This is a genomic window from Nonomuraea sp. NPDC003727 (assembly GCF_053586935.1).
Genome location: NZ_JBSFNE010000030.1, coordinates 1 through 22528, shown reverse-complemented (window position 1 = coordinate 22528; position 22528 = coordinate 1). Strand labels below are relative to the sequence as shown.

The following is a 22528-nucleotide window of genomic DNA, read 5'->3' as shown; positions in this document are numbered from 1 at the left end:
GGATCTCCAGATCAGTGGTTGCCGTGGCGGCGCAGGCGGCGGAAGTAGACGTAGAGCTGCCAGCCGAGACGGGGCCGCATCCCGGTGCCGTGGCAGGCGCGGCAGGTGCGGTTCTTGCCGCCGGGGGCGCAGCGGCGGCAGACGCCCCACGGGGACGCGAGACAGAAGCCGATGTAACCGAGAGTGACGAGCGATAGGCGCAGCACCAGCAGGACGATGGCGGTCGCCATGAGGGCCTCCAGGGCCGATTCCGGGGTTTGCGCAGGTCAGGGTCTAGGCGCTAGATCGCTGGTGGATAGGCGTTTCCGGCTCTAGGGGAGCCTCTAGACCTAGAGGGGTCGGCCTCTAGGTCTAGAGGCGATCCCGGGCTCTACGAAGCCGCTCCACGGTCACGCTTCGTGATGGCGCTCATGATGCCGTCGCGGGCGATGCCGATGCGGTTCGCGCCCTTGCCGCCGCCCTCGGGCGTGCCCCACACCTGCATGGTCTTGATGCCGTACGGCTTGAGCGCCGCCGTGAGCTGAGCCGTCCTCGCGCCGCCCTCCAGCGCCGCCCACGGCCCATAGACCTCGCCGCGGAGATCAGCCAGCCGGTCCACGACGATCTCGTTCCAGACCTTGGCCTCGGAGGGCGGGACCACGGCGAGAATGTCGGCCAGGAGGTCGTAGGACGGGGTGAGCTGCTCGGGCCGCTCTCCCAGGCCGTGCCCGGACAGCGTCCCGAGGTCGGCGCGCAGGGCGTGAGCGCGATCGGCGATGCGTTGGGTGGCCGGGGTGTCGAGGTAGGCCGAACGGACCACCTTCGGCATCGGGGTCGCGCCCACCAGGTAGCCGATACCGGCGTCGGTCTCGGGAACGAACACCGTGGCGCGGACGCCGTTCTTGTAGGCGGACGTCCCGAGGATCATGTCGTTCTCGATCTGGCCGGCCACCCGCAGACAGAACCGGATCGACACGTTCGCCGAGATGCCGGTGGGCAGGCTGTCCTTGTCCGGGCGTTGGGTGGCGAGGATCAGCACCACGCCGAGAGCGCGCCCGAGCTTGATGATGAACTCGGCGTCGTCGCCGGCCTTGCCGCCGTACTCAGGGTGCGCGAACAGGTTCTGGCACTCGTCGATGATGCACACCAGCGGGTGGAGTCCGAGAGATCGCTTGTCGGCGATCTGGCGGGTGACGCGCTTGTCCGGGCACAGGTCGGGCGGCAGCGCCTTGAGGGCGCCCGAGCGGCGCATGACCTCCTTGCGCAGCAGGGTCAGGGAGTCGGCGGCGTAGGCGATGGCTTCGTCCTCGATGCCGGAGACGTAGCGGTGGCAGTTCTGCTCGTGAGGGTCGAGGTCGCCGGTGCCCTTGAGCTCGTGGATCCAGCCCTCCACGGTCGGGTCAAGCAGCGCCCCCGAGGCCAGCACGCGGACGGCGGCGGTCTTGCCCTGGCCGGGCAGCGAGCCGATCAGGATGTTGTGCTGGATGATCGGCACGACGATGGGGCGTCCACGCGGGTCGCTGCCGAAGGGGATGCCCTTGAACACGTCGTGGCTGCTCGCCTTGGCCAGTGGGGACCGCACGACGGTCTTGGACAGGTCTTTGTCGCCCACCCACAGGATCAGCCGTCCCTCGTGAATGGAGCTGTCGCCCTCGGGCCAGATGCACCCGAGCGGGCGACGCAGCGCCGAGGCCAGGCGGTCGCGCTTGTCCATCACGTCGGCCACGGTCACGCCGTACGGCAGATCGATGTCGGCCCGCCATCCCGGACCGTCGCGGGTGATCGGGGCGACGAACCGGATGGCGTCCTTCGGGTTCTTGGCGATGGCCTGGTTGATGCCGGCGATGCTGAGAGCGGTCAGCGCACGGATGACGATGTCACTGGTCAGCCGCTCCACGTTGGCCGGCACCACGGCGCGGTTGATGAGCGGACGATCGGCGGGCTTGCCGATGACGCCGAGGACGGCCAGGGCGACGGCGAGCGCCGTCCATTGCACGTGGGTCGGCTGGTCGGACACGACGATCGCAGCGATCAGCAGCGTCACGAGGGCGGCGCCCGTGATCCAGACGCGCAGGCGGACGCGGGAGTCACGCTGCCTGCTCAGCTTGAGGTAGTTCTCCGGGTCCGTCTTCCGCACAGCGGCCAGCCGTACGGGCTCGCCCTCCAGGTCGAACGTCCAGCGGACCATGCCGCCGACCAGGCGGGCGAAGCCGCGTGGGGAGCGTACGGCCAGCCGTCCGCCGTACAGCGGCGCGCGGGCGAGCTGGTATCCGCCGACGTGCAGGTAGTGAAGGCCCACCCACTTCAAGGTCTCGATCGCTTCGTCCGCCGACCGCAGCCACAGCGGCACGATCGGCTGCCGGGCGCGGGCCTTTGCCTCCAGGTCCGTCCGCCAGTCGGTCCGGTCCGGTCCGGGCCGGTCCACGCGGACGATCTCGCCTTCGAGAACCGGTCCGTCCGCAGCGGTGGCGGCGGTCCGGTCCGTCTCTTCGGGACGGTCGGCGGTCGGTCCGTACGGGTGGCGTCCGGCGCGGGCGGCGTCCAGGTGGACGATGTCCGCGTCTCTGCCGTCCGAGCTGTCGTCGGGGTCGAAGGGGTCGTGCGTCATGATGAGGTCACCTCGTGGTCTTCGCGGTTGCGGGGTGGCGGGGCGCGGTCTGGTCTTGGCGGATGAGTCCGCGCCCCTGCTTGTGGCCGGAGACGGATGCGGGTCCGTCCGGTGGACGGCAGTGGCCGTCAGGCGGCCCGGCGCTGCTTCGGTACGGCTGGCGCAGCGCTGGTCTCGGCCTCGCTCTTGAGTCGGGCCAGCAACGCCGAGGCGCGGTCCGAGGACATCGACCGGCCGGTGTCGCGAACGGCCTTCAACAGCCGGTCACGGGTCAGCGTGAGACCTCGGCCCGCCAGGTCGGCGGCGATGCTGCGGCCGATCGGCATGAGGTCTTCGATACCGGCGACGGTCCGCTTGATCGTCTTGAGCGGCTTTGCCGCATGTGGCGGCGTCTCGGGCTGCGGGCTGGCTGGAGTGGCCTCGGGCATGTCGCCGGCCTGTTCGACAGGCGATTCAGAGACTTGAGCCGCATCGCGGGCAAGCAGGTGACCGAGAGCGGCACCCATCCCCAAGACCAGCACCGGCAGAACGGAGACGGCCGCCGTGATCGAGTCCGGCGCCTTAGCCTGAGCGGAGATCTCCAGCAGGTGATAGGCGACCTGGCCGAGCATCCCCAGCGCCAGCGACCCGATGGCCGACCACTTGGCGAACGTCCGCGTGGTGTCGCTGACTTGTCCGCCGGACTTCAGCCACGCGCCCAGGGCGTACGCGGCATAGGTCTCCACACCGATTGGCAGCGTGATGGCCGTGTTGATCTGGAAACCATCCGCGATGCCGGGCAGTGGGGTGACCATGCCGAAGCCGGTCTTCTCCCCCAGCCCGACCCACCCGGACCAGGTGGCCACAGCGGCGGGCAGGGCGAGAAGCACCAACATCGTGTTCCTCTTCATCACGCCACTTCCGCCCGGTACTCGGCGAGTTCAGCGGCGGTACGGCCGGCCCAGATGCCAGACGTGGGGCGGACCCGCAGCGCGTACAGCTCACAGAGCTGCCGCGCGGGGCAGCCGGCGCAGACGTCGCGGGCGACGTTCTCACGCGCGGCGCGCTGGTCGGCACTCTCGATCGTGTCGATCGGCCCGGTGTGCAGCTCCGGGTCATAGACGCACTCGGGGAGCAGAATCTCCCCCTGTGTCCGCCACGGCGTTCCGATCGCCGTGCGCGAGGGGTGGATGGAGCGATTTACGCGGTTGAACTTACGGGTCATGATGGTGTTGCTCCTTTTACCGGGAGTGAGGGGCGGCCTGCGTCTTGGCGGATGGGGGCCGTCCCTCTTCGCGTGTGGTGGGTCTCAGCCGAGGTGAGAGGCGAAGGTCGCAATGGCCTCGGCGATCTTCATCAGGGCGTCCAGGGCGCTCGTGGCGAACTCGGCCGCCTTGGCGGGCTCGCGGACGACGAAGAACAGAGCGCCGATACCGAGCAGGGTCGGCATGATGCGGCGGGACTGCTGCGTCGGGATCATCATCGGTTTCCTCCAGGTCGACCGCCCGTGTAGGGGGCGCTACACGATCGACCGTATAGGCCCCCCTGCACGATCGTCAAGGGGGTACTACACGCGTGTTGTCTAGTCCCCCCTTGACGAAGCGTCTACGCTGATGGGCATGACAGATGAAGGCGTGAGCGAGGCGGTCAAAACTGCGCTTGCTGACCTCGGGCGCGCTTTCGAAGCGGCAGTGGTTGCGATCGACGCAGAGCCCGATCCCAACCGTGCGTACGGCGGGGCAACGGAACTCGTGGAGACGCTCAGACGGCTCATCGAAGCCTCTGGAGATCATCGCGCGCTTACCGCCGCCCGCATCTTCGAGCAGGAGCGGATGTCGCTGGCCGATCTGGCCGGCCGCATCGGAGTGTCGAAGGCACGAGCAGCCCAGTTGATCAAGACGGCGAAGGACGCCACCGATCAGCGTGGAACCGCGACGAAGGAGACTCAGTGAGCGAGCGCACCGAAGTTCGGGTAGAGGTCTGGCCGGTCTCGGCGGACCCCACCGGAATTTGGCTGATCAGCGGGAGCGACGCGTGGCGCTCCTCGGCCATCCTTCAGGAGAGCGACCCGCACACGGCTGTCACCGACCTCTTGGAGGCGAACAAGGCCGCTTCGGGCGTGAAGCTTCTGCACTCGACTTCCTGGCGCGCTGACGGCCAGGCCGTCATCCTGACCTATGTCGCGGTCATCGACTGCCTGGACTACGTCCGCGACCAGTGGCCCGAGGCGAAGCCGATCAGCCCGGCCCTGACCGACGTCGTCGGCAAGCCCATCGAGGTCGAGGCGACCGAGGCGCCGATTCCGCGGTACATAGACGTTCTCCTGCACGGAATGCGCCACCTGCAATTCCTGCTGCAGACCGACTCCTCGGCTCGTGACGCGTTGTGCGACACATGGCGGCAGCACCTTGCGGCCTTCCGCCCTGCGCTGGCCGGGATGTACGACCACAAGCGCGGCGAGGAGCCCATCACCATCGCCGATGGACAGATCGCTTAGGGGTAGGCATGGCTGAACACTCTGAGCATCAGCGTCGGGCGTACGAATTGCTGGGCGTACTCCTGGAGCGGGCCGCCCGCGAGGACTTGCCGGTCATCGCCTGGACCGTGGCGAGCGCCCAGTCCGAACCGATACTCGCCGGGCACTGCGAGGCGGTCGACCCGATTCGACGACAGGACGACTTCGAGGCCTGGCGGTCAGCCCTCGGAGCGGAGGCATGGCCGAACGGCATCAAGCAGGACTACGGCATTCGCCTCCACGCCTCTGCGGTGGATCAGGCGACGGGCGTGACCGTCACACTGGCGGCGGAGGTTCGCAACGACGAGATGTGACACGGGAACGTCGTCGCACAATCCGCAGTAAGCCTCCAGCGGAGCGATCTTCTGGGGGCTTACGGCTTTGAGTAGGCGTCGCCCGCGCTCAGCGGAATCACGCAGAACTCCGCAGAATCAGACCGCGTCCGCTTCGCCATCACTCGCAGGCTGTGGCGCGGCCACGAAGGTCCCCTTGGCCGGCAGGGTCACGACCAGACCACGTTGACGCAGTTCCTCGATCGCACGGCGAGCGGTACCGAGCGCCACCCCGTACTCCTCGGCCAAGGCTCGCTCTCCTGCGAGACGGGCATTCACACGCAGTTCGCCCGCCTCGATGCGGGCGGCGATGTGATCGGCCATCGCTGCGTAGACGTAGACCGCACCCTCAGGGTCGAACGGCGGAATGCCGTGCTCTTCTGCCATAACAGCAACCTAGAACGGCCCTGAGCTGCACAAACACATAGGTAGCGGCATGCTGCTGCATACCGCTCTATACCGCGTTATCCTGAGCGCATGAGAGTGCCAGGTTTCTCGCGCATCACTCTCGACCTGAATCAGGGGCAGGCCGAGGCATTCGCTCAGTCGATCCAGAAGGCGTATCCAGACTGGCTCATCGAACGCTCCGAGGGCATCTGGCGGGCCACCGGGGCATGTTGGGAGCCCGGCTGCACCTGCAAGCGGACGATCCACCACTACAGCCCTCTCGGGCTCGTCGTCCTCCTTGCCAGCGCGAACGGCGAAGTGTCCTGATGTGGACCACATCTGACGCCTTCATGGAGCGCTTCGCGCTGGTCATCAGCGGTATCGGGCCTTGGTGTCTCGTCGAGCGCCAGGCCGATACCACCGTCTCGCAGGCCGTGACCGCCGTGTGCGGACGCACCGCCAGGGTGGGCAACCGCTTCGGCCAGCTGTTCACCTGGCGCGTCGGCGATTCCGTCTGCAAAGAGTGCGCCGGCCGCATCGCTCGCGCGAGACACCCCTGAGCGGCGCGGCGGCGAGCGCCCCGTCCTGCCCACGCCCATCCCAAAGGACGGCCCGTGTCGCGACTCGCCGCCGCGCCCACCACCCGCAGTTGTCCCGCCAACGGTTGATCAGGGAGCACTCGTGGAGGAACCTTCCGACGTCGCCAGCCTGGACGCTGCGCTGTTCGCGCTCAGACGCGCATATCAGGAAGCGGTACGGCAGATGCGGTCCGAACCCGACCTGCACATTGCTTACCTGATCGCCACTCGGCTCGCCGAGCAGATACGCGAGATGGCCGATGACGCCGCCCGGGTGAGAGCCGGGGCCGCGTCGCGAATCCAGACGGCAGAGTCCCTCTCGGTGTCGGAGCTCGCCGTGCAGCTCGGGCTGTCCAAGGCCCGAGCTGGGCAACTCCTCCGCGCCGCCCGTCGCGGGCAGCAGGGCCCCGAATCTGCGTAGTTCTGCTGGATTCTGCGGAACGCATCTCGGCGCAGACGCGCGCCCTTGCCTGCCTGTCCGATGGCCGTCGATGGGGATTCTGCGGATTGCGCGGATTCAGCGACTATGAATCGCCCGTGTAGTGACACTTACTCACCAGGCGTCGCGGGTGTGTGGGAGCCTGCTGATCGTCACCGGTCGACCAGCTCGCCGACGGCAACGCTTCGACGTTTCGGCCCTCGGTCTTCAGCCACCCCGGAGGGCGACCGCCACCCCCGACGTTGTGGCGGATCCACTCGAGGGCAAAGTTGCGATCCTCGGCCGCCCCGGAGGGCGACCGCCACGGTGTATCGCCTTGGCGACGTTGAGAGCCTTGAGGTTGCGATCGTGATCAGGTCGGCGCGGTCGTTCTCCTTGATCTCCCCGTGGCGGTCGCCCTCCGGGGCGACCGAGGGTCGCAACCTGATCTTCCATGAGACCTCGATGCCTGGCGGACAGTGGCGGTCATCTGGTGACTTCGGAGATTCGGCGCATTGGCTTTTGCTTCCTGGCCGTGCACGCCTGGCCAGGGCTAGCAAGAACTGGGCGAGCGTCCGCCGGCCACCACTGGTGCCTGGCTGGCCAGCATCAGGGCCCTGGCCTGACGGCGGCCACCACCCTGGCCCGCGCCAGCGCGCTGCACAAAGCGTCCGCAATGGTCGCGCTCCGCGAAGCCGACGCGGCCGTGCGAGCCAGTGAACGCGCCGCGGCTCCGCCATGGCCCTGAGTCTTCCCCTTCGATCACGCGAAGCTTGCCGGATACCGCGCGCTGGCCATGGTCCGCTTGCGCGGCGCCGAGGCCGCCGTGGCGGCATTCGCGGACTCGCTGCCGTCAGTGCAGCCCGCCGCCAAGCAGCGCGGCGTGCTGGTGGCCGAGATCGCCCCGGCCAGGACCCTGGCCGGGGCATAAGGAGGCGTTCGGTCTGGCCTCCAACGCTCTTTCGGTTGGGCTTGCCTACGGCTCCGAGCGGGTCATCCACCGGCCCCGACATTCCCACAGTCCGTGCTTTCGACGACCAGCTGCGCGCAGCCCTCCTCTAGCCTGAGGAAAGTCAACGATCCGCATCGCCGTCACTGGCCACCGTGGCCTCTCCGCTAAAACAACCGCCCTGTTGGACCACGCAGACAAGCTCATCGCCGTGTGGGATGGCCTGCCCGCTCTCGGGTTCGGCGGCACAGCCAGTGTCGTCGTTACTGCACAGCGGCGGGCCGTTGCCGTCCACGTCATCTGGCCGGCTGGCGCCCAGCGCGACAGCTGAGCGAAAAGAGCTGAAGTGCGAGATTCCGTGGATTCAGCGGCCTGCAAGTCATGAGATCTCCGCCACTGAAAAGACGTGAATCATACCATCAGCACCAGCGGGTGGCTCTCGTCGTCCTGGGTATGGGTCTGCTCATGCCGCTTTCACACACGGCTGGCTTTAGCGTCTTAGCAAACGCATTCACCCACACCATTCGCGCAAACAGTGGATGCATGGCCGGTCGTTCGAGGCCCCACACGCGTCCAGAGATCACGCTCGGCAAAATATGGATCAATCAATCACCAGCGCCAGCGCCAGCGCCTAGCTTCCATTTCCTGCCCGACTTCGAGGCGCTTCTCACCCAAACGCCCATTTCATCATCTCAGGTAAACTAGCGCCGCACGGTTCGACAGCCCTCCTGCATCCGTGCAGTAAAGCTCGATGGCGAAAAGATCGCCTCTTCAACTTTTTCCGCCTTCTCGTTATAGCGGGGCGCGAGTATCTGGTTTTCCTTCAAGCGCTTTGCCATATCAAGGCGAAGTGGCGTTGATTGATAGTAATCCTTATGTTCACTGTCCCATGCGAAAGCCGTGTATTCGGTGTTGGCCTCTAGCTTGACGGGGAGATTTGCAAATCGCCACCCATCTTCAGGCTGTTGAATGTTCACCGCCGCCATAGAGCCTTCGAGCTTGGGCGCCAGAAGAGTAATAACCTTGACAGCGTTTTCGCCACCGCCTCGGTATACCGTGAGCCCGTCCGGTTGCTCACCACACCATGCAACCGCGATCAACAACGCGCCTTTGGAATCAATGGTTATTCCCACACCCCCCCAAGCCTCCCTCGTCGTACAGCCAACGAGGCTCGACGTCGCCGCTGCAGCTAGGATGCCAACCGCGAAGACACGAGAAGTACGCCCCAGGGATGCTATGGACATGCATAACCCCCATCCGTCCAGCCGGCCTGCTTTTCATATCTATTGGTACAAGGATTACTTCCTTCGATCCAGTACAGGATCGCAAAGGAAAACCAGAAGCCGGTCTTGTTGGCATAGTGATACCATTGCTGATTGTGCCTGTACTCATGATTCACTAGCTTGACGTTTTGCCTGAACTCCTTTAGCGACATATCCGTGAGCACTACGCTACCAATTGTGATCGCACTCCTGGGGACTAGCTTGTCAGGCAATCCGCCACAGGCGGTCATGCCATGGAGAACTCTGGCACAGTCAGCGCCGTTCGCGCGAGCCCACCCACGAACGGCCGCTTCGACTTCCTTTATATCATTTTCGACAATGATTTTCTTAACGAGCTCCGCAGATAGGCCGGCATTTTTTAGAATGTGCTCCGCAAGCTCGCGCAGTTTTGCGCCAAACTTCGCCCACTCTTTGCTGGCCACACCTGCAAATCCGCCACAGTCCTTCGTCCCAGTGAATTTCTGGCAGAACCATACCTTTGCGCCGGGAATGAAGAGGTCAAGCCCCTTCTTTGCTCGCTCACCCAAGTCTTCCAGCCAGTCCGAGTCTGTTTTTCCCTGGCCTGCGGGAAACGCTCCACCGTTCTTGTTAGTGCGGGCAAGCGCTTCTAGGACGGAGTTCGCCCAGAGTGCGGTGAAATCGTCATCTGTCATCGCCGGATCATATGACTCCATTATTTCTTCGCGAAGCTCCTTGGGGGTATTCCACCACTTGACATCCTTGGGGATGTACCAGGGCTGGTAGCAGTCGCCCCCTTCTGCCATGCTGCACACGCGCTTGCCGTCACGGTAGCCCAACTGCCCTACGCCTCCCGGGCCGTACAGCGCCCCATCGGGCCAGGCTCCAGCGCCCGATAGGTCGCACGGTCCCAAGTTGCCTGAACAGAACTCGGTTCCTCCCCCACCGGTGGAGATTCCGTATCGCTGAAGCGTCGATACAACGGTGTCGTGATCGTAGTAGGGGAGACCGGCAGGGATGCCGTTCGCGTAGCCGTCCCTCAATGGGCTGTGACCGCTGGGGTCAGTGCTGGTGAGTGGCTCGCCATTGGCATAGCCGTAGCGATTGGCTTGGATCGAGGGGGTAGGGCTTAGTGTCCAGGAGTCGCGTGCACTGAAGGTGCCGGTACCAGGCTGGTACCAGCGGGCGTGCATGTTGACCTTACCGGTGTCCGGGTCGGTGTACTCGCCCTGGTAGCCGAGGGTGCGCTTGGATCCGGCCTGCACTGTGACCTGGCCGAACGGGTCGTAGGCGGTCGAGTCAACCAGCGCGGTGGCGTTGAAGGTCGCCAAGAGGTCGCCGTGCAGGTCGGTCAGTGCGCTGACGACGGCGCCGCCGCCTTCCTGGACGCCCAGGACGCCTCCGGCTAGGTCGCGGCCGTACTTGGCCTGGACGGCGCCGGCGTTGTCGGTGATGGTGGCGATGTCGTTGGCCAGCCCAGAGTAGGCATAGTGCTGGGTGGCTCCCGCCTTTGCACGGCTGGTCAGTCGGCCGAGCGCGTCGTAGGTGTAGGCGAGTTCGCCGTCGTTGACGAGCTGGTCGAAGGCGTTGAACTTCAGGTTGCGGGTGGTGCCGCCTTTCGTCTCGGTGGCCAGGGTGCCGCGAGCGGTGTAGGTGTAGTCCGTGCCGTCGCCTGAAGTGATGCGGTTGCGCTCGTCGTATGTGAAGGTTTTGTCGCCGGCCTTGGTGCGGTTGCCTGAGGCGTCCCACTCGTAGCTGGTGGTCGTTCCGCCGGGCGCGGTCCAGGAGGTCAGGCGTCCGGCGTGGTCGTAGCCGTAGGTGTTGCTGCCGGCGCCGGCAAGTCCCGCAGTGACCTTGCTGGTGAGGTTGTCGTCCTTGTCCCACCCATAGGTGATCTTCGAGAGCTGGGCGCCGGAGCCGTTCTTCAGCGTGTGGGTTTCCACCCGGTCCAGCGCATCGTAGGTGTAGGTCTGCGTTCCGGCCTGACCGCTGGTCGGCGTGATGGAGGTCAGCCGGTCGGCGTTGTCGTAGCCATAGGTGAGCGTGCGGCCGGTCACCGGGTCGCTGCCCGTCGCGAGCCGTCCCACATTGTCCCAGGTGAAGTTCGCAGTGCCGGCAGCGTCGACGCGCTGGCTGGGCATGCCGAGCTCGTTGTAGCTGTAGGCCGTGCGCTGCACTGACCCTTCGGTGATCTTGGTGATCAGGCCGCGGTCGTTGAACTCCACCGCTTGGTTGCCGAAGCTGGTCTGGCGGCTGGCCAGGTCGTAGCCGAAGGTGCGGTCCGATGTGCTCGTCTCCGCGCCAGTGCCGCTCTCCTTGGTGAGCCTGCCGAGGTGGTCGAAGGTGCGGTCGATGCGCACCCCTCCGGGCTGGACGAGGCTGACCTGGTTGCCTGCCGCGTCGTAGATGCTGGTCCAGGTGCGGTCGGCAAGGTTGGGGTGCGCAGTGGTGGCGGGCTCGGTGACCGTTTCCTGCAGGCCGAGGCTGTTGTAGCTGGTCCACGTGGCGTTGCCGCGGCCATCGGTCAGCCGGGTACGCGCGCCGCTCGCGTCGTAGCCGAAGCTGGTAGTGATCGACTTGTCCGCGGAGACGGGTTCGATCAGCGAGGTGGCCCGGTTGAGCGCGTCGAAGGTCTGCCGGGTGATGCGCCCTTCCGGGCTGGTGGTGCTGTTCGGGTTGCCCGCGGCGTCGTAGCCGTAACCAGTAGTGCGCAGCACCGTGCCAGCGGCGTTGAGGTCCTTCACACTGGTCTTGCGGCCGGCTAGGTCATACTCGGCGACAGTCGCGTTCCCGAGGGGGTCCGTGACCTTGAGCAGACGACCGGCAGGATCGTAGGCCATCTTGTTGGCGTAGGAAACCGAGGTGGGCTTACTCTCGATCACCTCGCCGGCCGCGTTGACTTCCAAACTGGTGGAGCGGTTGCCCGGCGCCACCGTCTTGGTGAGGTAACCAGCGTCGTTGTACGTCTGCGTGGTGGTGTAGGCCGCCGAGGTGGGCTTGCGCTCGACTTGCGTGACGGTGATCTTCCTGCCCAGGTCGTCGTAGGTGGCCTCGACGCGGGCGCCGGTCGGATCGATACCGGCCAGCTTCTCGCCCGCCAGGTCGTATTCGGTCACCCACCGTCCAGCGGTCTCCCCCTCTGGAGCCGGGTCCGTGATACGGACCTGCCGGCCGAGCTGGTCGTATTCGAACGTCGTGACATAGCCGCGGGGATCGGTCGTGCGGATCAGCTGTCCGGCCGGATCGTAGGCGTTGGTCGTGGTCGGCGTGATCGCGGTGCCGCCGGGCGGCGTGTAGCTGGGCGCAGTCTTGCTGGTCAGGCGGCCGGCCTTGTTGAAGACCGAGGTGACGGTACGGCCCTCGGCATCAGTCTCATGCGTTGTGGCCCCGAAGGTGTCGTAACCCAAGCGGGCCGACGGATGCGCCGTGCTCGACGTACCCGCCTTGTCCACCTTGACCTGCGGTCCGGTCACCTCGACGGGGCGGCCCAGCAGGTCGTAGCGCATGGTGCTGGTGAAGTCCGCCTCGTTGGCGCCGCTCACGTTGCCACGCGGGTCGGTGGTCGAGGTGAGCAAGCCGCGGTCGTCATAGGTGGAGGTGGAAACGATGTCCTCGTCGCCGTTCTCCACGGTGGTCTTGGTGACCTGGTTGACCTTGTTGTAGGCGTACTCGGTCACCTCGGCGCGCGCCGTACCGGCGCCGGTGAGCGTGGTCTTGAGCACGTTGCCGTTGGCGTCATAGGTGAAGGCCGTCTTGCGGCTCAGCACACCGGGGTCAAACGTCTGCGAGGTCAGACGCGCGGCGGCGTCGAAGACGAACTCGGTCGTCGCGGTGCCGCCGCCGGTCACCAGCTTGGTTCGGTTGCCGGCCGCGTCGTAGGTGTGGTTCTCGAGTACCACATCGCGCGGTGTGGTGGACCCATTCAGCTTGACGTCCTTGGCGGTCTTCGTGGCCAGCCGGTTGTCACCGAAGTAGGTGTAGGAGGTCTTGCGGCCCATCGCGTCCACCTGCGCCTCCAGTCTGCCGCCCGGGTCGTAGGAGAACGACTCCAGTACGACGTCCTTCGCGGGCGTCGGACTGACCGGGCTGCCGGTCCACCCCTTCAAGGTGCGGGTGGTGAGCTCGCCGCGGTTGCTGTAGCCGTGCTCGACCACCGTGCCTCGGGCATCGGTCACCCGCACCAACTGGCCCAGAGTGTTCCAGCTCTGCCTGACGACGCCGCCCTCCGGCCCGGTGATCGTCTCCACCCGTCCCAGCGCGTCGTAGGTGTAGACGGTGGAACGCTCGGCATCACCTCCGGTCAAGTCAGAGACCTTCTCGCTGAGCTTGTTGCCGTCCGCGTCGTAGGCCAGCGTCGTGCGCCTGGTGTGTGTGACGTTGGTGGTCTCGTTTTTCACGCCCGGCTCGGTCTGCGTCAGTGGTCGGCTCAGCTCGTCGTAAGTGAACGTGCTCTTCACCCCGCCCGGATGGGCCTGCGACACCTGAGTCGAGTCGATCAGCCGGCCGAGCGCGTCATAGCTCAGCTTCGTCACCAGCCCGGCCGGATCGGTCTGCTCGGCCAGATCACCCGCCGCGGTGTACCGATAGGTCCACGTGTTGCCCCGCGCGTCGGTCCGCGACGCCACCAGGCCCGCTGGCATGGTGCCGCCACCGATGGCCGCCTCACTGCCATCGGTGTACGTGGCGGCTGTCGAACGACCGTTAGGGAAGTCAGCCGTCGCCGGCGTGGTCTCCTTGACGACCTCGCCCAGAGCGTTGAACTCCCACTTGGTGGCATAGGTGTTGTCGATGTAACTGGATGATCGCGCATCCCGCGCCACTGTCATTCGGTCATTACGCGGATCGAACTCGTTCTGCTCATCCACGTGGTATTCGGAGTAAGAGGTCTGACATCTGGACAAGTCCCAACAAGTCTTGCTGCTGAGCGCGTTACCCCGCTTGTCGAATGTGCGCTCCAGGACGTTGCCGTTCCTGTCAGTGATCTTCGCGGGAAAACCGCCAGTATCATAGGCATAGCTGATCTTCTTACCCAACTGATCGATCTCGCTTACCAGCCGTTGGCCACGCCAAGCGTCGTGCTCGGAGGTCAGCGTCCCGCCACGCGGGTCGGTGACCGTCACGGTGTCGAGCCATTTGGTGTAGTCGAGAGTAGGTGTGCCCACCTTCCACGTTCCGCCGTGCGGGTCGGTGTACGTGGCGAGCCTGCCGCTGGCGGCGTCATAGGTACTGGACATCCATGCGCGCCCCGATGGGAGCGTGATCTTAGTTAGGGAGAAGGGAGCCTCTGCACGCGCTTCGTAGTGCGCACGGACCTCTCCCGGGGTCAGTGCACGGTCGTAGAGCGCGAACTCGTCGATGGAACCTTCGAAGCCGAACTCGGTTGACTGGCTGCGACCGGCTGGGGTTCCTGGAACCGTAGAGTCCGCCGCACCAGATCCGATCACGGAACCGTCGATCCAGTCCCAGTCCTCGACGCCCATGGCCCCGGTTCCGGCAGTTGCTCCGTCCACGTAGAGCGTGGTGACGTTGTTGGCCACTGTGATGGCCGCGTGGTGCCACTGGCCGTCGTTTACGGCCTGAGGAGAGGTCACCGGGGTAGCAGGCGCCTCCGCGCCGAGGGCGAGTTTGAGCTGGCCACGCAACTTGCCGTCCGTGCCGACGTAGAGCGCTGGCACTCCATAGCCGGGCGCGGACACGTTCCATTCCGAACGCCCTGCCCAATAGATGAACCCGGACTTCGTGGTCTTGAACCAGGATTCGATCGTCACCTGGTCACCCAGTCTGGGCAGCGTGGGGCCCAAGTCGAAGTGTGACGAGCGTCCGCTGCCCTGGAAGGTGGCTGCAGCGTTCGTGGTTCCGGCCAAAGCGCCCGACTGGCCGGTGAGAACGCCGGTCCCGAACATCTGACAGCCCAAGGAGTCAGCATCGTCCGGAAAGCACTTCACCGTGCCCATCTCCGGCCATTCCTCAGTGCGAACTTCACCCAACCGGAAGTAGTGCACGGGACGGCTGTCCAGAACGGTTTCCCGATAACGCGATCCGCTGGTGTAGGTGTAGCTGGTGCAGTTGGGCTCCGCTACGGGTGAGCAGACCTCGGCCAGACGATCCCCTTCATAGTGGTATGTCCACGTCAGGGCCTTCCCGTCAACCGGATCGGTGGATACGGCGCTGACATGGTCACCCAGCCAGGCGAACGACAGCGAGCGGCCGCCGGTCGCCGTAACCTTCGTGAGCTTGCCGTCGGTATAGGTGAGATCTTGCCCTCGCCCACGGCTGTCGGTCATCTTCAGCAGGCGGCCTTGGCCGTCGAACTCGTAGACCGTGGAGGTCTTGTCCATCAACCGCCAGCCCCCACCAGTGAGCTTGGCGAGGGTGAAGTGCATGCCGGGTGGTGACTGGTACGAGTTCGTTCCGCTCTTCTGGGTGAAGCGAAGCTGCCGGCCGTCGAGTGAGGTGAGCAGCAGCGACTCGAGCGTCCCACCTTCTGACTCGATCTTCATGTCGAAGCGGGTCGACCAGCCCGCGCCGAACATGGCCTTTGCCCGCCTGTCGAGGCTGTTGTAACTACGTACGACCGAAAGCGGCACGGCGCCCGGCGTCGCGACCGAGGCGTCGGTGAAGGCTGTCGTATAGTTCCCCGCCAGCTGGTGGAACTCCTGCCCGTTCACCCCTCTGGTAGCCAGTAGGGAGCTGACCATCGGCTGCCGAACACCCGTGGTGAAACGTAGGTTGCCCAGAAGGCCGGTCTCCATGGTGTTGGTATCCCGGGCCTGGACCTCCCAGACGTAGGTCTTGCCCCACTGCAACTTGCCGGCAGGAACCTTCCAGAAGGGGTCAGTCCAAGGCTTCCAGGCCGACTTGTGGCACGTTCCCACGGTTCCGCTTGCGGTCAGTTCGCATACCTTGTATTCGCGCTCCACCTGCCACCAAGCTGACGTGCCCCTGCCGTAGGCGTTCGCACGGAGCTGGGGGGTCAGCGTGTCGACCTGGGCTTGATTTTCGGGAAATGCCGGCCCGATCCACGGGGCGTCCGCCGACGCAGTTTGAACCGCCCTTTCGTCCACCGCGGAGGCCATCTCCTGCTTGCGCTTGTCACGAGGAATCCAAAGCTTGGGCGGCTTCGGGTCTTCAGGAAGAGCCTTGCTGGCGGCACGGTTGTCGAGCCCTAAAGCACCCTTGGGAAGCTTGATCTTCTGCGCGTTCCTCGGACCGGTAGAACCTGTACGCGCCTGAGTGGCAGAGACGTCTACCAGGGGCGGCAGGACACCAGACGTTCCTGCCATCTGCTTGGGTGTGGTGACCGGGCCCTGATAGCCGGATAACTCGCTCACCCCACCTGGTCGCGTCTGCGCAGAGGCTGGCACGCTGACAAGCGAAACAAGACCTGGCAATAGAGTGACGGCCGAGACCGCAAACCCAAAACGAGCCCATGCCAAAGATCGGCGCATACGCCGCCACGCTCCGAACCACGAAGGGCGCCCGTAGACGCCGGACGAAGCTCCACCCGCCCGACGCAGAAACAAGGTCCCTGACTCGTGCGGCTCGGAGCATGTTGCCAAACGGACGAAGCGTAACTTCCGTCCGAAACGACAACAAGATCCAATCAAGTAATGCAAAGATCACAGAATGCGACATCTTGCATCGAGTAGCGCGGACAGCGCGTTGACCCCCATCGAAGGGCGCAGACGTTGATCGTTCCCCCCGCGTTCCCGGGAGGGCATGGCATCAGGTGAATCAGCAGGTCAGAGCGCTGTCGCCACAGGACTGTAAATCCGCTCCCCAATCGTGCGGGCACGACCCGGAAGCGTACGTGAACGTCGTCACGTACGGCGTGCGTACAGACAACGGCTCGTACAGCGCATTTCGCCTGGTGAGCGCCATGATTGTGGCCGGTCTCCGGAGCCGGGTGCGCAGGTTCGAATCCTGCAGGGGGCACTCGATCTTGAGCGGCGGTTTTGGCCGCCGACCAGGGCAAACAGCGCAGGTACGGGCGGGCCTCCAGTCTCACGGAGTCCCGCCCGTTCTCGTTGAAGCTCGCTGGCTGTGGGCCAGTTGTGGGCCAACCTCGGGTGGCGGGTGCCTGGCAGATCTGGCGAGGTCGACACCAGCCAGCCTGAAGGTCGGCAAGGACGTGCATGTTCACGCCGTGTTGCTTCTGTCCGCCGCTGCCGTACGGTGGCTTGTGAGCACGCCACCAACGGGGGATGAGGGTGCTCTCCACCACATAGGTCAACCAGGGCACCCTTTCCGGGGCTGCGCGGATGTGGCCGACCAAAGGGACTGGTTTCCAGACGTTAGCGCCCGACTGTGGTGATGCCGATAGTCGGGATGACACCCAGAGATGCGCGTAGGTGTCGCCGTTGCGCAGGTGAGCTAGGGCGAGCAGCGCTTATCGGGCCGGGCCAAACCGTCGACAACAGCAGCGCCATTCGGTGCGCTGAGCGCGGCTGAGCACAGCCAGATGGGTCAGGGCAAGGCTGGCAGTGAATCCCAGCACGATGTGCACGGTCAGGTGGGCGGCCAGCATGATCCAGGCTGGCGGCCTTGAGATTTCCAGGCGGACGGTCATGCGGCGTCTGGGTGGGCGGGATAGGTCAGGATGGTTTCGACGGAGTGAGGTGGAACCTACCCGGCGGAAGTGGTCAGGCACATGGATTACACGCCGGACAACATCGTGTTCCGGGACGGTAAGGCCGCCGCGCTGATCGACTTCGACATCGGCAAGCCGATTGCCCGGGTGGATGAGGTGGCCAACGAACCTCATTCCGGATGAATCGTCACTACGTTCCAGCGTGCTGGCATGCCGTCGCCATGGCACTCCACTGCGGTCGCCGACCTGACGCAATCAGCATGCCGCCGTAAGGGACGAGCTCTATGATCAGTTCGTCCTGATCATTGAGATTCGGAGAAGATGTCAATCTCATGCGCCGCGCCATGGTCCTTCTGGGTGGCGTCGCCCTCGCCGTCGGCGCATTTGCCCTCTTCTACCGGGGCCCGGGACAACCGTTCATCCGCGGTTACGTGAGCGACGTCGGCGCCACCATGCTGGTCTACGCGTTCTTGGGGCTGCTGTGGCGCACCACCGCCGCACGGCGCACCCTGGCCACGGCCACGATCGCCGCCGCCGTCGAGTTTTACCAAATAGTCGGCATGACCCCGCCGGGCATCGGCGGTGTCCTGGTCGGTGCGTTCCCCGACCCATGGGACCTGGTCGCCTATGCCATCGGTGTGGTCGCGGCCCTGGTCTGGGAACGCCGATTGGTCCGATCCGGTGATCAGACCGGCTGACTCTCGGACGCCACCCCACCGGCACGCTGACGGTACGGATGCCCCCACAGCAGCGAGATCATCGGGTTCGTCCTGCGCGGCGGCCAGCCTTCGCAAAGCAGGACCGCCGTATCTCAGGACATTCCGCTGGGTTCTGCGGAAGGCTCGACGGCTGCCGAGTGTGCCCTTCTGACGTGCACCGATGCGCTCTAAGCAGCTTTCTGCTGATTCTGCGACACCGGGCAGGCGCACATCAAAGCACGACACCAGTCGCGGGCAGGCAGGCCGTCCGGTCTCGCTGTGATCGTCCCTTCGTGTGAATGGCCGCCGCAGCGTCGTGTCCGGACTGTGACATCCCGCGCACATGCCTGGAGCCGGCGCAAGAAGTGCTCTCGGTCCACGGCTCCCATGAATATGGACGAACCGGTGGTGGGTGCTCGACCCGGCGCGGCTTGGAGGGCCTTTCGGGCCGGTTGCCAGCCGGATCTACGGCCGGCCCCTGGAAGGCGCGGGTAGAACGGTGATCGTGGATAGGCCTCGGGAGCCGGGTGGGCAGGTTCGAATCCTCCAGGGGGCACTCACGATCTCCATCTCCAGCGGCCTGATCGAGGCGGTTCAGCGCGATGGCAAGGCGGGCCAGCCCGCGCGGACTCTCGCTCGGTGCTGATCACGCGTCGGCGGACGTCCTTGAGTCGGCGGTCGCCGTAGCAGCCGCTGGAAATATCCAGCACATTCGCTCGACCTGCGGGGATAACGATCCGGTGAAGGTCGGCGGTGTTCGTGGCTTGTGCTCGGCGGCGGTTGGCCGGTTGTCGCCGTGGTTCGGCACAATTGCTGACGTGCGAGTCGGATTGCTGGGACCGTTCGAGGTCCGTAACCACGATGAGGCCGTGGTGGAGGTTCCTGGGGTTCGGCTGCGCGCGTTGCTGGCCGCCCTTGCCCTCGAACCTGGCCGGGTCGTCACGCGGGCGAGGCTGGTGGACTGGATCTGGGGGGAGCAGCCGCCCGCGGACGAGGTGAACGCCTTGCAGGCGTTGGTGTCCCGGCTGCGCAGGGTGTTGCCGGACGGCGTGATCGAGGCCGATTCCGGCGGGTACCGGCTGGCTGTGGCGCCTGATGCCGTGGACGTGTACCGGTTCGAGCGCCTGGTCGGTCAGGCCCGTGCCGCCGAGCCCGCGGCGCGGGCGGATCTGCTGCGCTCGGCCCTGGCGTTGTGGCGCAGTACGGCCATGGCGGACATCGCACTGCAGGGCAGCGACGCGTTCGACGCCGCGGTCGCGCGTCTGGACGAACTCCACGTCGCCGCGCTCGGGGATCGGGTGGATGCCGACATTCGCCTCGGCCATGGCTCGGAGCTGGTCTCGGAGCTGACCGAGCTGGTCGCCACGTACCCGCTGCGGGAGGGGTTCGTGGCAGCCTTGATGCGAGCGCTCGCCGAGGCGGGGCGTGGGAACGAGGCGCTGACCCTGTACCAGCGGACGCGCGAGCGGCTCGCTGAGGAGTTGGGTGCCGACCCGTCGGCCGAGCTCTCCGCGCTGCACACCGCGTTGCTCCGCGGCGAGCTGGGCGGGCGGGCGGAGAACCGCAGGACGAACCTGCGCGCCGAGCTGACGAGTTTCGTCGGCAAGGATGACGACATCTCCGCGGTCGCCGGTCTGGCCGTCAAACACCGGCTGGTCACCTTGACGGGGGCGGGTGGCTCGGGCAAGACAAGGCTGGCCACGGAGACCGCGCGGACGATGCTCGCCGAACTGCCGGATGGGGCGTGGCTGGTCGAACTGGCCTCGGTGCGGGCAGGCGGTGAGCTGGCGCAGGCCACCCTGACCGCGATCGGCCTGCGTGAGCAGCCGTTGCTCGGTGACGGGCGGGGTGGGGAGCCGATGGATCGGCTCATCGCCGCGGTCAGGGAGCGCGCGATCCTGCTGATCCTGGACAACTGCGAGCACGTGATCGAGGCGGCCGCGGCCTTCGCCGATCGGCTCCTGGGGGAGTGCCGGAGGCTGCGGATCCTGGCCACGAGCAGGGAACCGCTCGGCATCACCGGGGAGGTGCTGTGGCAGGTCGAGCCGCTCGCGCTGCCCGCGAAGGGGGCGGACCTCTCCGACGTCGGGTCCTCGCCCGCGGTGCGGCTGCTGCGGGACCGCGCGGGTCTGGTGCGCCAGGACATCGGCGCCGACGCGCACACCTTGTCGACCATGGCGCGGATCTGCCGGGCGCTGGACGGGATGCCGCTGGCGATCGAGCTGGCCGCGGCCCGGCTGCGCACCATGTCCATCGATCAGCTGGCCGGCGGGCTCGATGACCGTTTCCGGCTGTTGACCGGCGGCAGCCGTACGGCGCTTCCCCGGCACAAGACGCTGCGCGCGGTCGTGGACTACAGCTGGGATCTGCTGACCGAGGCCGAACGCGGCGTGCTGCGGCGGCTCTCGGTGTTCTCCGGCGGGGCGAGCCTGGAAGCGGCCGAACGGGTGTGCGGGGACGAGGCGTTCGCCGGGGAGCAGGTGTTCGACGTGCTGGCCGCGTTGATCGAGAAGTCCCTGGTGCTCGCCGACGGCGAGGGCACGCCGCGCTACCGGATGCTCAACACCATCAGGGAGTACGCGGCGCACCGGCTCGCCGAAGCCGGCGAGACCGAGCCGGCGCGGCGGGCGCACCTCGCCTACGTCACCGAGCTGGCCGAGACCGCCGAGCCGCACCTTCGTCAGGCCGAGCAGCTGGAGTGGCTGTCCACGCTCAAGGCCGAGCACGACAACATCAATGCGGCGCTGCGCGGGGCGATCGCCGAAGGATGGGCCCAGGAGGCGATGCGGCTGGTCGCGGCCGTGGGCTGGTACTGGTTCCTCAGCGGGCACAGGGCCGAGGGCACCGCGTTGAGCATCGCGGCGGCCTCGCTGCACGGTGAGGTGTCCGATGAGGTGCGGGCGATGGCGTACGGCATCGTGGCGGTGTTCGTGTCCTCCGGGCCGGGTGGTGATCAGTATCAGGCGCGGGAGTGGATCCACGGGGCGCACCGGCTCACCCAGCGCGGCGAGTACCGCCATCCGCTGCTCGGGTTCGTCGCGCCGCTGGAGCGGCTGCTGGAGGAGCCGACGGAGGTCCTGTCCGCGTTCGAGCCGCTCATCGCAGGCGACGATCCATGGGCGCGCGCGCAGGCCAGGCTCAGTCGTGCCAGATTCCGGCTCACGCTCGGCCGCGACGAGACCGACGTGGACGTCGACCTCGAAATCGGTCTTGCCGAGTTCCGCACGCTGGGCGACCGGTGGGGGATCTCGTTGGCGCTGAGCTTCCTGGCCGACCGGCTCGCCACGCGCGGCGAGTTCGCACGCGCTTGTGAGTACTACGACGAGGCGGTCACGGCGCTGACCGAGTTGGGTGCGAGCGAGGACGTGGTCGGCATGCGGGCGCGGCAGGCTCAGCTGTACTGGCTGCTCGGCGATGAGCGTTCCAGCACGTCGGCCATGGCCGAAGCGGAGCGGTACGCGGACGGGATCGCCTGGTCGGGCACGCTCGCCGGGCTGGCGCTTTCGAAGGCGCAGCTGGCGCGCTGGCGCGGCGAGCCGGACCAGGCACGCGAGCACCTGGCCACGGTGCGGGCGGCGCTGGGCGACGCGGAGACAGGCGACTCCGTCCTCGCCTATGCCATGGACCTGTACGGCTACCTCACCGAGGATCTCGAGCAGGCCCGCGCGCATCGGACCGAGGCGTTGCGCGCGGCCATCGGGACGACGTATCCGCCGACGATCGCCGAGGTGTTGATCGGGATCGCGGATCTCGCCATGCGCCAGGGGCAGGACGAGCAGGCCGTGCGACTGCTCGCGGCGAGCGACGGGGTGCGCGGTACGCCGGATCGTTCGCTGCCGGACGTTGCCAGGATCGTCACGGACACGCGCAAGCGCCTCGGTGAAACCGTGTTCGCCGAGGCGACCCGTGACGGTGCGCGGTGGGATTGGCGTGAGCTGGCCGAGATCACGCTCGCTCCCTGAACGACGCAGGCGTGAGCCGGCCGAGATCACGCTGCCGTGACCCCCACTCGCCGGAGGAGCCGCGGGTTCTTGGTACTCATGCCACGTCCCAGGTGACCGGGAGGCTCTTCACCCCGTAGACGTCCGCCGTCTCCGGGCGCAGGGCGACCTCGTCGGCCGGTACGGCCAGGCGCAGCGTGGGGAAGCGGTTGACCAGTGCGGGGAAGGCGACCCGCATCTCGACGCGGGCCAGCTGCTGGCCCAGGCACTGGTGGATGCCGTGGCCGAAGGCCAGGTGCCCGCCGTCCTGCCG

At 66.4% G+C, this 22528-nt stretch carries 19 protein-coding genes; 10 read left to right on the top strand and 9 right to left on the bottom strand.

Annotated elements, in window-relative coordinates:
* Window positions 1-11 precede the first annotated feature (11 nt).
* From ACWDLG_RS41555 to ACWDLG_RS41535, 5 genes are all read right to left on the bottom strand, one after another.
* Window positions 12-230: a hypothetical protein gene (locus ACWDLG_RS41555; protein WP_449930631.1), complete on the bottom strand. Its 219-nt coding sequence runs from the start codon at window positions 228-230 to the stop codon at window positions 12-14.
* A gap of 140 nt (window positions 231-370) precedes the next feature.
* Window positions 371-2587, bottom strand: coding sequence for a cell division protein FtsK (locus ACWDLG_RS41550; RefSeq protein ID WP_449930629.1), 2217 nt, complete (start codon window positions 2585-2587; stop codon window positions 371-373).
* A 128-nt stretch (window positions 2588-2715) separates the two neighbouring features.
* Window positions 2716-3477, bottom strand: a complete 762-nt coding sequence (locus ACWDLG_RS41545) for a hypothetical protein (RefSeq protein ID WP_449930627.1) — start codon at window positions 3475-3477, stop codon at window positions 2716-2718.
* The gene (locus tag ACWDLG_RS41540; RefSeq protein ID WP_449930625.1) at window positions 3477-3791 is read right to left on the bottom strand and encodes a WhiB family transcriptional regulator; all 315 of its coding nucleotides are present in this window, start codon (window positions 3789-3791) and stop codon (window positions 3477-3479) included. Before ACWDLG_RS41540 ends, ACWDLG_RS41545 begins: the two co-directional genes overlap by 1 nt.
* Window positions 3792-3875: 84 nt before the next feature.
* Window positions 3876-4049 (bottom strand): hypothetical protein, encoded by a 174-nt coding sequence (locus ACWDLG_RS41535; RefSeq protein ID WP_449930623.1) that lies wholly within the window; start codon window positions 4047-4049, stop codon window positions 3876-3878.
* Window positions 4050-4185: 136 nt separating this feature from the next.
* Here ACWDLG_RS41535 and ACWDLG_RS41530 point away from each other — a divergent pair, with 136 nt between their 5' ends.
* Genes ACWDLG_RS41530 through ACWDLG_RS41520 form a run of 3 tightly spaced genes read left to right on the top strand, consistent with a single transcriptional unit; the run spans window position 4186 to window position 5395 of the window.
* Window positions 4186-4518 (top strand): hypothetical protein, encoded by a 333-nt coding sequence (locus ACWDLG_RS41530; RefSeq protein ID WP_449930621.1) that lies wholly within the window; start codon window positions 4186-4188, stop codon window positions 4516-4518.
* Window positions 4515-5063, top strand: coding sequence for a hypothetical protein (locus ACWDLG_RS41525; RefSeq protein ID WP_449930619.1), 549 nt, complete (start codon window positions 4515-4517; stop codon window positions 5061-5063). Before ACWDLG_RS41530 ends, ACWDLG_RS41525 begins: the two co-directional genes overlap by 4 nt.
* 8 nt (window positions 5064-5071) lie before the next feature.
* Window positions 5072-5395: a hypothetical protein gene (locus ACWDLG_RS41520; protein WP_449930617.1), complete on the top strand. Its 324-nt coding sequence runs from the start codon at window positions 5072-5074 to the stop codon at window positions 5393-5395.
* Window positions 5396-5512: 117 nt separating this feature from the next.
* Here ACWDLG_RS41520 and ACWDLG_RS41515 read toward each other — a convergent pair whose 3' ends face one another.
* Window positions 5513-5800, bottom strand: coding sequence for a GntR family transcriptional regulator (locus tag ACWDLG_RS41515; RefSeq protein ID WP_449930615.1), 288 nt, complete (start codon window positions 5798-5800; stop codon window positions 5513-5515).
* A gap of 90 nt (window positions 5801-5890) precedes the next feature.
* Here ACWDLG_RS41515 and ACWDLG_RS41510 point away from each other — a divergent pair, with 90 nt between their 5' ends.
* The 4 genes from ACWDLG_RS41510 to ACWDLG_RS41495 all read left to right on the top strand — a co-directional run bounded on the left by ACWDLG_RS41510 (window position 5891) and on the right by ACWDLG_RS41495 (window position 7727).
* Complete coding sequence (locus ACWDLG_RS41510; protein WP_449930613.1) at window positions 5891-6127, top strand: hypothetical protein; 237 nt, start codon at window positions 5891-5893, stop codon at window positions 6125-6127.
* 23 nt (window positions 6128-6150) lie between these two features.
* Window positions 6151-6360, top strand: coding sequence for a hypothetical protein (locus ACWDLG_RS41505; RefSeq protein ID WP_449930611.1), 210 nt, complete (start codon window positions 6151-6153; stop codon window positions 6358-6360).
* A 121-nt stretch (window positions 6361-6481) separates the two neighbouring features.
* Window positions 6482-6799, top strand: a complete 318-nt coding sequence (locus ACWDLG_RS41500) for a hypothetical protein (protein WP_449930609.1) — start codon at window positions 6482-6484, stop codon at window positions 6797-6799.
* A 793-nt stretch (window positions 6800-7592) separates the two neighbouring features.
* Window positions 7593-7727, top strand: coding sequence for a hypothetical protein (locus ACWDLG_RS41495; RefSeq protein ID WP_449930607.1), 135 nt, complete (start codon window positions 7593-7595; stop codon window positions 7725-7727).
* A 719-nt stretch (window positions 7728-8446) separates the two neighbouring features.
* Here ACWDLG_RS41495 and ACWDLG_RS41490 read toward each other — a convergent pair.
* Together ACWDLG_RS41490 and ACWDLG_RS41485 are read right to left on the bottom strand one after the other, a co-directional pair.
* Window positions 8447-8878 (bottom strand): hypothetical protein, encoded by a 432-nt coding sequence (locus ACWDLG_RS41490; protein ID WP_449930605.1) that lies wholly within the window; start codon window positions 8876-8878, stop codon window positions 8447-8449.
* 101 nt (window positions 8879-8979) lie between these two features.
* Complete coding sequence (locus ACWDLG_RS41485; RefSeq protein WP_449930603.1) at window positions 8980-16317, bottom strand: RHS repeat-associated core domain-containing protein; 7338 nt, start codon at window positions 16315-16317, stop codon at window positions 8980-8982.
* 1307 nt (window positions 16318-17624) lie between these two features.
* Here ACWDLG_RS41485 and ACWDLG_RS41480 point away from each other — a divergent pair.
* The 3 genes from ACWDLG_RS41480 (at window position 17625) to ACWDLG_RS41470 (ending at window position 22236) form a co-directional block, all read left to right on the top strand.
* Entirely contained in the window at window positions 17625-17759 is a 135-nt protein-coding gene (locus tag ACWDLG_RS41480) for a hypothetical protein (protein WP_449930601.1), read from the top strand.
* Window positions 17760-17908: 149 nt separating this feature from the next.
* The gene (locus tag ACWDLG_RS41475) at window positions 17909-18274 is read left to right on the top strand and encodes a DUF2809 domain-containing protein (RefSeq protein WP_449930599.1); all 366 of its coding nucleotides are present in this window, start codon (window positions 17909-17911) and stop codon (window positions 18272-18274) included.
* 818 nt (window positions 18275-19092) lie between these two features.
* On the top strand, window positions 19093-22236 hold the full coding sequence (locus tag ACWDLG_RS41470) for a BTAD domain-containing putative transcriptional regulator (protein ID WP_449930597.1): 3144 nt from the start codon (window positions 19093-19095) through the stop codon (window positions 22234-22236).
* A gap of 76 nt (window positions 22237-22312) precedes the next feature.
* Here the strand turns inward: ACWDLG_RS41470 and ACWDLG_RS41465 are convergent.
* On the bottom strand, window positions 22313-22528 hold a 216-nt coding region (locus tag ACWDLG_RS41465; protein WP_449930595.1), incomplete at its 5' end, for a cytochrome P450.

Bases quoted from the DNA above. Each gene is read 5' to 3' on its own strand.
- ACWDLG_RS41555 (WP_449930631.1), bottom strand. From the start codon at position 230: ATGGCGACCGCCATCGTCCTGCTGGTGCTGCGCCTATCGCTCGTCACT.
- ACWDLG_RS41550 (WP_449930629.1), bottom strand. From the start codon at position 2,587: ATGACGCACGACCCCTTCGACCCCGACGACAGCTCGGACGGCAGAGAC.
- ACWDLG_RS41545 (WP_449930627.1), bottom strand. From the start codon at position 3,477: ATGAAGAGGAACACGATGTTGGTGCTTCTCGCCCTGCCCGCCGCTGTG.
- ACWDLG_RS41540 (WP_449930625.1), bottom strand. From the start codon at position 3,791: ATGACCCGTAAGTTCAACCGCGTAAATCGCTCCATCCACCCCTCGCGC.
- ACWDLG_RS41535 (WP_449930623.1), bottom strand. From the start codon at position 4,049: ATGATGATCCCGACGCAGCAGTCCCGCCGCATCATGCCGACCCTGCTC.
- ACWDLG_RS41530 (WP_449930621.1), top strand. From the start codon at position 4,186: ATGACAGATGAAGGCGTGAGCGAGGCGGTCAAAACTGCGCTTGCTGAC.
- ACWDLG_RS41520 (WP_449930617.1), top strand. From the start codon at position 5,072: ATGGCTGAACACTCTGAGCATCAGCGTCGGGCGTACGAATTGCTGGGC.
- ACWDLG_RS41515 (WP_449930615.1), bottom strand. From the start codon at position 5,800: ATGGCAGAAGAGCACGGCATTCCGCCGTTCGACCCTGAGGGTGCGGTC.
- ACWDLG_RS41510 (WP_449930613.1), top strand. From the start codon at position 5,891: ATGAGAGTGCCAGGTTTCTCGCGCATCACTCTCGACCTGAATCAGGGG.
- ACWDLG_RS41505 (WP_449930611.1), top strand. From the start codon at position 6,151: ATGGAGCGCTTCGCGCTGGTCATCAGCGGTATCGGGCCTTGGTGTCTC.
- ACWDLG_RS41495 (WP_449930607.1), top strand. From the start codon at position 7,593: ATGGTCCGCTTGCGCGGCGCCGAGGCCGCCGTGGCGGCATTCGCGGAC.
- ACWDLG_RS41475 (WP_449930599.1), top strand. From the start codon at position 17,909: ATGCGCCGCGCCATGGTCCTTCTGGGTGGCGTCGCCCTCGCCGTCGGC.